The organism is Nitrospira sp., assembly GCA_005116745.1.
In the GTDB taxonomy this organism is placed as follows: Bacteria; Nitrospirota; Nitrospiria; order Nitrospirales; family Nitrospiraceae; genus Nitrospira_D.
Genome location: SWDS01000002.1, coordinates 63,130 through 74,957, shown reverse-complemented (window position 1 = coordinate 74,957; position 11,828 = coordinate 63,130). Strand labels below are relative to the sequence as shown.

General features: G+C 54.8%; 7 protein-coding genes and 1 pseudogene. 1 reads left to right on the top strand and 7 read right to left on the bottom strand.

Annotated elements, in window-relative coordinates; all coding sequences use genetic code 11:
- Positions 1 to 997 precede the first annotated feature (997 nt).
- Positions 998 to 1,486 (bottom strand): hypothetical protein, encoded by a 489-nt coding sequence (locus tag E8D52_02460; protein ID TKB69938.1) that lies wholly within the window; start codon positions 1,484 to 1,486, stop codon positions 998 to 1,000.
- Positions 1,487 to 2,500: 1,014 nt separating this feature from the next.
- The gene (locus E8D52_02455) at positions 2,501 to 4,135 is read right to left on the bottom strand and encodes a B12-binding domain-containing radical SAM protein (protein ID TKB69937.1); all 1,635 of its coding nucleotides are present in this window, start codon (positions 4,133 to 4,135) and stop codon (positions 2,501 to 2,503) included.
- A gap of 505 nt (positions 4,136 to 4,640) precedes the next feature.
- Here E8D52_02455 and E8D52_02450 point away from each other — a divergent pair.
- Positions 4,641 to 7,862 (top strand): hypothetical protein, encoded by a 3,222-nt coding sequence (locus E8D52_02450; GenBank protein TKB69936.1) that lies wholly within the window; start codon positions 4,641 to 4,643, stop codon positions 7,860 to 7,862.
- A gap of 67 nt (positions 7,863 to 7,929) precedes the next feature.
- Here E8D52_02450 and E8D52_02445 read toward each other — a convergent pair.
- The 5 genes and pseudogenes from E8D52_02445 to E8D52_02425 form a co-directional block, all read right to left on the bottom strand.
- Positions 7,930 to 8,250, bottom strand: a pseudogene (locus tag E8D52_02445) (amino acid permease).
- 1 nt (position 8,251) lies between these two features.
- Positions 8,252 to 8,722, bottom strand: a complete 471-nt coding sequence (locus tag E8D52_02440) for a nucleoside deaminase (GenBank protein TKB70352.1) — start codon at positions 8,720 to 8,722, stop codon at positions 8,252 to 8,254.
- Positions 8,723 to 8,861: 139 nt separating this feature from the next.
- Entirely contained in the window at positions 8,862 to 9,515 is a 654-nt protein-coding gene (locus E8D52_02435; GenBank protein ID TKB69935.1) for a hypothetical protein, read from the bottom strand.
- Positions 9,512 to 10,117, bottom strand: a complete 606-nt coding sequence (locus E8D52_02430) for a sigma-70 family RNA polymerase sigma factor (protein ID TKB69934.1) — start codon at positions 10,115 to 10,117, stop codon at positions 9,512 to 9,514. The genes E8D52_02435 and E8D52_02430 overlap by 4 nt, the downstream gene beginning before the upstream one ends.
- A 602-nt stretch (positions 10,118 to 10,719) precedes the next feature.
- A complete protein-coding gene (locus E8D52_02425) occupies positions 10,720 to 11,799 on the bottom strand; it encodes a hypothetical protein (protein ID TKB69933.1) in 1,080 nt (359 codons plus the stop codon).
- Positions 11,800 to 11,828: the final 29 nt, after the last annotated feature.

Here is an 11,828-nt window from a genome sequence, read left to right as displayed (position 1 = left end):
GGAGGTGTGGCTCGTGGGGTTGTGCCGGATCATGTATACCCGGCTCAAAACGGAGCGCCCCTACGAAATTCGTCCAGTGGAAGAGGATACCACGGGCCATGTAGCGGCGAGATTGGTGCCGGTCGGGCAACTGCGGCGGGCAAAACAACTGGCCCCCGCTTAAAACATGCTCTTGCAATTTCTAGCGGGATGTTCTGACAGTGAATTCGAGCTAGCAGACGACACGTGTTGCCTTACCTTAATATGGATCAAGGTCGTCAGCGTTCGTCGATGATCGTGATAGGGCCTGCCTTGTGAGAGACGAGGAGAGGTATATCCACTGAGACTCAGGAGTGTACGCTGAGATAATGTGAGAACCGATCAGCAAAAAGGCGAGATGGTTCTCTGTGGTGATGACGACCCAGTACTGTCTTGGAGGTATATGCGCGATGACATTTTGGTGATCCGAATAGTTCTCAAGTCGTATCGAGCTACCGCGTAAGAAATAGATGTCGAATCCATCTCCAGTTGACACTATTTGGTTGACTAGCTGTTGTAAGAGCAGGTGCCTTCGATCTGCACCATGCATTTTGTTAGGAGCTGAAATGAATGATGGAACTAGAGGATTGCCAAATGGTTTGGATCAGACCACGCACTCATCATGAGATTCGATGACCGTTCCTTCATGCTTCCACTCCACTTGAGTCTTGACTGATACGCATTGGCTCTGAGCCACGATGAGGTTGGCACTATCTGACAGTCAAACATTCAATGCTGTATCGAGCAGATGTGGTTGAGGACCGACGGTTGTCTAGAGCATCTAGGTTCCATTGGCTGGGGAGGATCCCTGTCGAGGATCGCTCATATGTTTCAATCAGGATGGGTGCCTGGAGCGGATTAGTTGAAAGCCGACACCGCTGAGATGAGCGACTATTTTACCTGACCACTCGTTTCATGAGGCGGGAGGCGTTACGGCCTCCCGCCATTTCTCGGCTCCTTTTTGCTGTCGTGGAACAAGCTATGGCACTGCGAGTTCGTAGACTCTACCATCAAAGCAATCGCCGCCATTGACGGGCTTTAAATACACTGTCTTAACAACTGGCCCCCACGGACTGCTCGGTTTACCTTGACCGCTGGTATCGTTCCGATACTGAATTCTGAATCGAGTAATCGGATTGCCAGCGGCGACCTCCTGAAGCGTGACGGTCTTCCAGATGTCCATCTCACCCGCTGACAATTTCTTGTTATCGAGCCCTTCTGTATGTTCCTTCTGGTCAGCCTCGTAGATTATCGAAACGACTTTGACGGCTGTGGATTTCTCGTTCGTCAGCTTGAAGTCCACCTTGCATTTCAAAGAGTCGGCACTGGCATTCGCTGCGACGCCGAAGGATACGACAAGTCCAACTGCCGCCATGACCAGACCGCGACACATTCGGCCATGTACGAAGTGATGGTGTCTAATATTTGGTTCAACGCTTGGTGCATATTGTTTTTTATATTTATTCATGGCTTTCTCCTTTGCGAGTGATGTGAATGAATGATACTCGGTCATAACCTGCGTTATGGCGTGCTGTGTCGCCTCAATCAAATTCGATCGTTCCGGATACGTCGAACGCTGAAGCCTTCACGGTGCGTCATCCAGGTTTAGGACCTACTCAGACTCTCCCTGGATGATGCTCTGCTGCTGAGTCTACGCAACCTGCATGCCTCAAGCATGCAGGTTGGATAATCACGTTTGTTCACGGCATGATACGAATGGACTATTCCTCGGTACAGGTCACGTGCGCGATCAAGTGTATCTTGTTCGATACATCGCCAGAACATTTCAGATACATGCCTCATGGGGGAAGAAATGGCACAAGCGATGTCCTATGGGGAGTCCCCATTAGCTGGCGGTCAAGCAGGCACAGACGTTCTCGTGAAAAGTGCAAGAAAAATTTGACAGCAACTGTCTTTCGAGTCAAAGGTTGAAGTGAGCATTTGCGATGCATCTTCGAAAAATTGTCGCTGGTCATCCACTACTGCATGAATGGGCTGAGGCATTCGGCCGAAGGCATAGTTGGGGTTTGATTTTAAATGGTGGTTCCATACGCCGGTGAGCGTATGGTCGCTGTTCTTAGAGGTCAGTGGAATTTGAGCCTGAAGATGGTCAACGTTAGTTCGAGTTTGTCGATATTGTAGCCGCCATTTTTTGAAAGTTGAGGTCTTTGAGAAAACGGCTGGTGGTTTTGAGGAGCAGCCTGGTCGTGTGGAAGAGTATCAGCCCACTGGCTCGGTTGTAGCTGACTGATGAGAGGCCGAGCGCAGGCTGATGTCGTTTCCCTACATCCCACTTCAGGAGTACGGCCCGGATGCCAGTGGGGCTACTGATACTGACTGTGCCACGTGCTTGAAGCAGGTGGTGTAGTGGATTGGTTCGGGTAAGGGGGGGTGATCGCCATCCAACTGGGTGTAGATAGCGAGTGCCAGCCGTAACTTAAAGAACGATACACTCTGTGGAGATGGAACGCCCGCGTAGGACCTATCTGCTTTGGATCATCGGCAGTTCGCGCGATCCTTCTGCTGCTTGCTGAATCCGCTGGCGTTCGAGACGTGAGGCTTCAAAGACGTTGTGGAGCATATCATCCGCCACCTGGGTCAGCTGCGCGGCAGCATCTTTCATGTCGGCGTGCTCGACTAAGCGTGAGAGGACTTCAGCTTTAGTCGCGCCTTTCTTCTGGCCCATGAACGGCTTCAGGAGGAGATAGGCCACGTCTCGTACTGCCATATGCCGCAAGAAGCGGCGGAGGAGTTGAAAGGTTTGGAGGGGGTAGTGGAGAAGTTTATAGCCAAAAAGCTTTTTAATTCCGGCCTGTCGTACGCGGTTGATCGTTTCTCCTGAGAGACAGGTCGGATCGATCTCTGAACATTTAAAATATTTGTACCAATCCGTGTTTTCGTTCACCAACCCGCGCTTCACATATTCCTGCCACAAGGGGGTGCCTCGATAGACACAGAGCCGATTGAACCCAAAAGTATCGAGCGGAAGCCTCGAGGCAAAGTCGAAGGTGGCGTTCATATCCTCAATCGTCTCGTCCGGGTTGCCCACCGTGAAGAATCCGTGCACGATCGTTATCCCGGCCTTCTTCGCATTCTTGACCGCGGTCGTCACTTGATCCAGCGTCTGTTCCTTCTTTAAGCGATCGAGAATCCTTTGACTGCCGCTCTCGATGCCGAACATCATGGCCTGGCAATTGGCCTTGGCCATGGCGGGGAAGAGATGTTGGGCGACGGAATCTACGCGTCCCTCGATGCCCCATCGGATCGTGAGCTTTTCATCCATAATGCCCTTGCAAATCGCTTCGATCCGCTTGGGCTGTAGCAGGAAATGATCGTCGACAAACCCGACTGACTTATAGCCCAGTCCTTCGAGATACTTCATCTCCGCGACCACATGTTGCGGGCTGCGGGCTCGCCACTTCCCCTCGTTGAAGATCGGGATGTCGCAGAAGATACAGGGCCAGGGGCACCCACGAGAGGTTTGCATCGTCGTGAACCGGTCCATCGAGAGCACAACCGGGACGTCCAGCGGCATGGACTCGACATAGTCGAGCTTCAGGCTCTCACGATCAGGAAATGGCCACTGATCGAGCTGCCGTTCCATGGCGCGGTTTGGATTTTGGATGACCTGCCCATCCTTCATCCAGGTTAAGCTTGCGACATCTTGCGGGTTGTCAAAATTTGCAAGCAGATCGAGCAGCAGTTGCTCGCCGTCGCCTCGACAGACAAAGTCGACTTCAGGACATTGCAACTTTACGAGCGGGGCATTCAGGCTGGCAAACACGCCGCCGAACGCGAGCTTTACTTTCTGATTGGTCGCACGAATCTCCCGCGCGAGCATCTTGGCATAGGGATAGCTGGTGGTACTCAAAAAACTGAGGCCGACGAGCGCGGGTTGCTCTTGATTGATCTGGTCAATAATGACCTGGTTCGGGGTGTCGGGGTTCGCCTGATCGAACATCACACATTCGTGCCCCGCCTGCTTGATAACAGATGACAGTGACATGATGCCAATGGGAGGGAATCCCATCACACGAACATTGCCGTTGGCAGCACGTGTTTTAGCCGGAAGGGCGTAGAACTGCGGATCGCGAACGTGAATGAGAAAAACTTTCAGACAGACTCCTTGATTCGATCTCGATCAGACGCGGAGTGACTATTGACGGAGTGAGTACGGGAAAGAACCTAGGGAAGCAACCGGGTTAGTCAAATCACTGACTGCACCGTACCATGCGCACGTTCCACAGTCAACGACACAGAACGATGAACGGTCAGTCGCAGGCTGTTGAAGGAATCCTCCAGCCCTCAGCGGATACCGTCCTCACGAAGAAGTTTCCGGCAGTGTCGTTCCTCGGACTTTGCCGATCAGCACGTGGTTGGGATCAATCTGTCCATCCTTTACCGGACGCCGTGATGCAATGGTGTCATGGATTGCGTCACGCCCCATGAATCTAATTGGATTCATAGGGCGTATCAGAATAGATACGCTCGTCGGCTCGTCACGTTTCGCCGTGTCTGAAAATTGTTGCCTGTCGAGGGCTTGCAGTATTTATTTGTGGCATGCCATCTGCTTACCTCCTCAGTGACAGGCCTCGCTGGATTCATTCACACGGAGCGTACGAATGCCGTCCGACGAGAAGTCAGAAGTGAAACTCCCAGTTCAAAACCTCGTTCTGCTGGCCAGCGCGGTTCTCGGGGCAGTCTGGCTCTACGAGGGCCCCCTGAAGAGCTCGCGTCCGGTTGAAGAGCTTTCAAGTCAAAGACTCGAAGTGGTCGGAGACCGGAGGGTCCAGGCTCGGCTGTGGCAAGATCCCTTCGATGCGGTGAGCAGACATCGAGACGTGGAGAAACAAAATGGCAAATTAGAGCATACCCACTCCTTACAGGATTTGGTCGAGGAAGGAGTACATACAGACATCTCAAAGGTCACCGTGTTGGCGCTACTGACTGACGGCGCACCCTATGCCGATCCTGCCGAATCGCGACTTCGCCAACGGTATGCCGTGCTTGCTGGTCTGGAACAATCAGGCTTCGATCCGGTTGACGGAGAACACATCCGTTTCTTCCTATGGCCCAAAGAAGAGATGCCTGCTGCTGTCTGCCAAGACAGTAAGAAGGCATGGCTCGACTGGCGCGACGCGCGTGTGCCTGTGGAGTGGTACGAATCCTCGGCAGTTGCCCCATCTCAGGCACTCGTGCTCTGGATTAAGGACCAGGATCTTGGAAGATGTCCTGTTGCCAGCTTGGAAACGATGCGTCGCATCGTTTCCAAGGAATTTGAAGATCAGGGCAAGACGATCACGTTCAAGGTCATCGGCCCGCGGTTTTCAGGGACTTTAGCTTCCATGGTCAGCGAGGCCACCCGTTCCAAACCCAGGGAAGAGAGTGTTGCGAGTACTTCTGGTCCTAGGGACAACCTTTTGGAACTGGAAGTCTATTCCCCCTGGTCGACTGTTCCTGAGAAAGGGATATACAAGGGGAAGAAGGGTGTGGCCGACATCTTGCGTGATGCGAATGTGTCTTTCCAGCGGATGGTGCCCACGGATGATGAGCTGATGAAGGAACTCGTCAAGGAGTTGGGACGACGAGGAGTTGCACTTGGAGAGACCTGTCCGAAAGGCTCGCGATGCGACCTTGTGGTGTTGGTTTCCGAGTGGGATACACTCTACGGTCGAGTTCTGCCGCGAGAGTTCAAGGACGCAGTGAAAGATATGGATAGATCAGCAACGGATGAAAAGCTTGACCGGCGCATCCAGCAATTCAGCTATCTTCGTGGCCTGGACGGTGAATTGCCGAAGGAGAAAGGGAAAGACGGACAGGGAGACGCTTCACAGGGGGGTGACAAGGCTCCGCCGTCGCTCAATGAACGCCGCAAACTCACGGAGCAATTAGAGCGACCGGAGGGGCGCAGCCAGTTGGATTATGTGCGGCGCCTGGTCCAGGTGTTGAAGGAAGCTGAAGCCGAGGCTTCGTGCGGAATTTTGAAAGGAAAGTGCCCTGGTTTCAAAGCCATCGGGGTGCTGGGGAGCGACGTCTATGACAAGCTGCTCATTTTGCAGGCCCTCAAGCAAAACTTCCCGCATGTGATCTTCTTCACCACGGACCTGGATGCGAGACTCTTTCACCCGCGAGAGATGCCGTGGACTCGCAACCTGGTCGTGGCCTCTCACTTTGGACTGACGCTCAATAAAAAGCTTCAGAAGGCCATCCCGCCATTCCGTGATACGTATCAAACCGCCACATTCTACGCGGTGATGCGGGCGCTTGGCACGCTGGCACCAGGTGATCTATGCTCAGCCGGGCTTCAGGAGCTGCCGGCGTGGCGATATGCCATTTACGCGGAGCTGCGTACACTTGGCACATTGGCACCAGGTGATCTGTGCCCAGCCGGGCCTCTGGGACCGCCGGTGTGGCAATATGCCATTCAGCCGCTAGGAGGACAGGCCACCACCTACTTCGTGGTTTCGCCGCAGCCCAGGCTGCATGAGATCGGGAAGAATGGACCAGTCGATCTGAGCATCGAGCGGGTTCCTTTCAGTGAGACTCAGATCATTCAGTCAATCCACGAGCCGCGGCCTCAACCGCCGTCAGCCGACGACGCACGAAAGGCAGTGGCCTATGTCGCAATGGCCGTCGCCGTCGGGTGGCTGTTGTTTCTCCTGGCCAGCGAGACGGTGTATGGGGTGACTCGCTCAGCTTGCAGGACAGTGCTCTCGAATCCTCCACGCATCCTCGGCATGCTGGCGATATTTGGGGCCATGAGTTGGTTGCTGTGGTTCGCAGTGGTGCCGAGCCTCGTAGCCGATCACGAGGCGGGAGAGCCGTTCTCATTCCTTGATGGGGTGAGCATCTGGCCGAGTCAGCTCCTGAGGGGAGCGGTGATCGTACTGGCTTTCGTATTCATCGTGCGAATTAGAAAGCGGCTACGAAATACATGCGAGGAGATTGAAAGAAGTTTTTACAACCTGTTAGTTCCCCGTGCGCACGTGGCGTACGCAAGCGTACCGATGTTGCTAAATCTTGAGCTACTCTCTCGTTTTGCACGTCTGGCACGGTGGAGCCGGTGGGGTATGCCGTGGAGCGTGAACAGCTGGTCGCTGAGCGACCTATCGGCGGAGCCCGCTGATATCTGGGTTGAATATCGGACACGATTGAAACCGCTTTTTCTGTGGGGACGGGTGCTCTGCTGCAGCGTTATCTTCTTACTGGTGGGGCAATTTATCATGGAATTGTATGGCCAACCTGCCACCCCGTTTCGTGGGAATGTGGTGTGGCAAGTCAATAAATTGGTGCTGATTGCAGCCGTTTTGATGATGATCGTCGTCATCTTTCTCGTTTTGGATCTGACACGCACGACCAGTGTCTTCGTGCGCAAGCTTGTCACGAAAGAGCTTGGCTGTGCGAGCCCTACAGACTGCTTGAACAAACTGCAACTGGTCGCGCGGTTGACCGCGAGGATCGACGTCTTTGTCTATTATCCGGCGACCCTGATGGGCCTCATGTTGCTGGCTAGGGCGGAGTATTTCGATAATTGGAACTTTTCTATCGGCCTCGGGATCGTTGTGGGGGTGGGCGCGGCGTATGTCGTGGCAAGTGCTATTCGGCTCAGAACGTCATCGGAGGAAGCGAGACGTCTGGTGATGAATGAGTTGTCCGAGCGTCGTCTGGCTGGCCTCGAACCGGCGTCCTCCCAGCAGCTCGACCAGATTATGGCCACCATCGGCACGCTCAGGGAGGGGGCGTTTCTCCCCTATGCCGAATTGCCGGTGTTTCGAGCGGTGGCTCTGCCTTCCGGTGCCTATGGGCTGTTTGCGGTCATAGAACTCATGACCAACAGCTTTTAACAGGATGGTGAAAGAGTCCGCCAACGGCGTTCTTGCCTTTTCAAGAGAAGGATAGAGGCTGTTGTCCTCATGGGGATGATTCTGGTGACTCCGTTCCCCGGACTTTACCGATCAGCACATAGAGTGTGGTCAACCCCAGAATGCTGCCGAGTACCAACGGTACGGCCCAGAGTTGCCACCAGGGGGCGTCCGGCGACACCGCATAGGGGCGGCCAAGTTTCAACTGGCCAAGTGCTGGATTCCAGCGTCCGGTCAGGCGAGTGTATAATCCGACTCCCGTTGTCACGGTGAACATCGCGTACAGCCCGCCGGTGCCGAAAGCAATGATCGTGGCGACGGCTTGATCATTCAACCCTAACAAAAGACCTGTTCCAGCCGAGAGTACGGTGCTAGGAGGCTGACTTCGGGGGACTGGTACTTTCCAAAAGAGCACCTCGCTTGGCTCGAAAGAACGTTTGGAGGAGATTCCGGCTCTCCTGTTCGAGCAAGCCTCCCATCACCTGTACTCGGTGGTTGAGCCGGCGCTCGGCTGGAATATCAAAGATCGATCCGCACGCACCGGCTTTGGGATCCCAGGCTCCAAACACAAGCCGCGCAATGCGAGATTGCACGATCGCTCCGGCGCACATGGGGCAGGGCTCCAGCGTGACATAGAGTGTCGTGTCCGTCAGTCTCCACGTTCGGAGCTGTTCGGCCGCGTTACGGATCACGACCATCTCCGCGTGGGCCGTGGGATCCTGTAAAAGTTCTCGGTAGTTGTGACTGGCCGCGATCATTTCGTGGTTGTGCACGAGGACTGCGCCGATAGGGACTTCGCCTGCCTGCGGGGCGAGAGCGGCCTGCTGGAGAGCCAGCTCCATGTAGTAAGAATCGTCCGGTTCTGGCGGCAGCAAGGGTGATGTCGTGGAGTCCTTGATGGTCATCGTGCATGCTAGCATAGGAGCTGGAGAGCGGGACAGGAGTGAGGAAAATTGACGAGCTGGAGACGACCCGTCGTAATTAGGGCATGGGTGTTGTTTTGATACGTGGTTGAGGCAGTTGGTCTTTTATCTCTTCTAGCTCGATTTCTCGCTGAAACAACTGATCTCGTACCTCTGCCAGTTCAGCCATGCGGCGCTGCAGTTCTTCTTGGGTTTGGGCGAGTGTGTTTTCGCGTTCGCTGAGCTGCTGTTGGAGCGCCGCCAGCTGAGAGCTTGTTTCCTCTGCTTGAGACTGCAGCTGAGCCAACTTCTCCATATCTTCGGTCATGTGTGTGGAGGAGTTCCATCCAAAAAATACCAGGATGATCAGGACCACCACGATGACCGTTCCCAATGCCCACCCGAATGATGTGGCCGGTGGGGATGACGGTGGGAAGAGATGATTCATCCATTCACCCGGCTGAAGGCTTGGTTGAGAGGATGATTGGGTTTCTGGCTCAGTGGCAGGGGGCGACACAGGGGACGACAGAATCTTGCCTTTTAAGCCTCGAGGAGGAGGTGTGATGGTGAGTCCGAACGGTAACGTCACCGCCACCGACTGATACTCTTTCAGCGTCGCGTGGCAGGAGCTGCATCCTGAAAGCAGATGGGTCTCCAAAGCCCGTCGCTCAACCCGCTCGAGCGCTCCGGCGGCGTATATGGGGACAGCGGCTTCTAACTGGTCATGTGTCATACCGCTTCATCCTGTGCCCAATATGAGTGCAATGCCTCGCGGAGGTGCGTCATGCCGAGCACGATGGAGGTCTTCACCTCCTCGACCGGCTGATTGAGCCGCACTGCGATTTCTGTATCGGGCAGGCCCTCATAGTAGGCCAGCTCAATTGCTTGTTGTTGTTTCTGCGGCAAGGTTGCCCAGGCTTCTCTGATCAGGTGTCGTAGTGCTTGGTCTGTCTGTGAATCAAACAGATCGCTCTGGCGGTCGTCGAATGGGCTCGTCCGGGCATCATCGATGGACGGGCTGATGTGGCGTGGAGTACGAGGGCCACGTGTCTGCAATCGGTCGATAGCCCGGTTGCGTGTCAGTGTAATAAGCCAGGTAATGGGGGTGCCTCGACCGACATCATAGCGAACGACCTTTCTCCAGACATCGAGATAGATCTCTTGGAGGACATCCGCTGCGTCTTCCCGGTTGCCGAGGATGTGCAATGCCAGACTGAATAAGACGGTACTGGATTGATCGTAGAGTTGGCCCAGGGCAGGGTGCTCGCCTTTGGCGACTCGGGCCACGAGTTTGGGATCAATCGTCGAGGCGGCGAACTGAGAAGCTGTATTCATAGAACGTGGCTTTGGAGATCGAGATGATGATCCGTTAACCGGTTTTGACTATAGCATTCTCGATTCGCGCGACGAAGAAATCGCACAAAAAGATGCGGAGGGTTGTGACCTGCTCAAAACACGAAATCTGTTGGCGAAAGGATGACGTCGGTTGTGTCGCGGCGCCGGTGCCGATCCATGCAACGGCATATCGAGGGGCGTCAGCTTCTATGCGGAAGAGTCGGGCGCTAGAGAGGCCGTAGTTATTGGGACGGCTTTGTCGGGAACATAGGAGCCCACGTTCCTCACGTCTGCTGAGAGACAAGCGAGTCAGGTTCTGATTGGAAACGATCAAGAAGGTGTGATGCAGCGATGGAGCAGAAGATCGTCGTGGCACAGGGATCGAGGATGAGCTGATTTATCAGGATGCGGAACAAGACCGCCAGCGGCGTTCTTGCATCGCTCAGAGGCTCAACATACGGCCCAGAGTACGATTCACCTCTTTCCTCGCTGCGGCCTTGCTGGACGGCCTTGTTGCGCATCCTGCGTGGCTATTCAACGTCGTCTCACACCGCAATATCTGTGATGACGACACAGGTCGAGATGAGTTTTTCCGCAGCCTGCTATAGAAACGTTGCTAGCTCTGTAGCTGCTTGGCTCGCCCCGGTCAGGGGAGGAGGTGCGACGGTTGGAGGGAGGTCAAGAACCTTGTTGAGCGCTGACAACCACTGGCCCTGTGAGAAGTCGCTCATAGAGAGTTCAACGCCTCGTCCGTACTGATGCAGATAGTCTACCAGAGACTGTTCGTCGGCGAAGTTGTACCGGCGTATATACACCAGGGGAGTGCGTAAGGCGACCGCTTCGATCATGGTCCCGTAGCCTGGTTTTGTCGTGAGGATATCGACTGAGGCCATCAATGTCTTGAAAGAGAAGGGGAGTGATGTGATGGAGGCTAATCGCTTGCTTGCTGGTGGAACTGAACCGTCGAAGAGGAATCGATAGCCGGTGAGTGATTCCAACCGGTCGAACGGGAGTGAATCCAGCGGAATACCGCCGAATCCGATGAGCACGGTGCGTTCTCCAGGCGCTAGTTTCAGGAACTCGGTGAGTTGTCCGCGAGCTGAAGGAGCCGGTTCGGCGATCGGTCCAATGTCGATCAATTTTTTGAAGATCGTCATGGTAGGAGCCGGTGTCATTCGTAGCGCGAGATCAGCTGTGCCGTAGGCCTGTCGAATCGACTGGATGATTGTCCGTCCATCAATCGATGGAGGGGCCTGGTAGTCGGATAGGACAAGGTCCCAGGTCAAACTGACGAGCGCGATGGTAGGAATTGTAGCCGCCTTTCCCGCTGCCAAAGCCAAATACGGAGTATCGGCCAAGACAAGATCCGGAGCGGCAGCACGCATGGCGCCAATCTCAGTGTGAAGGCGATCATTCCAAGTGCTGTGGAATTGGTGATATTGGTGCCAGGTCGCCTCCACGTCGATGGTCATGGGGCCGTTCTGAATGCACCCGATGTCCTGCTGGACGGCGCTTGTTTCCCAGGGAATCGTGAGGCGATCTGTGAAGAATGATGCGGGGACGGTGGTGCGAAGAAGAACTCGAAGGTTCGGAACGAGACGGCCTAGTGCGTTGAGCACCGGCACGACTTGCGCGGCGTGCCCAAATCCATGTCCTGAGATAGCAGCCCAGATTAGCGGCATAGGCAGGAGCGTGTGAGCATCACGGGTGA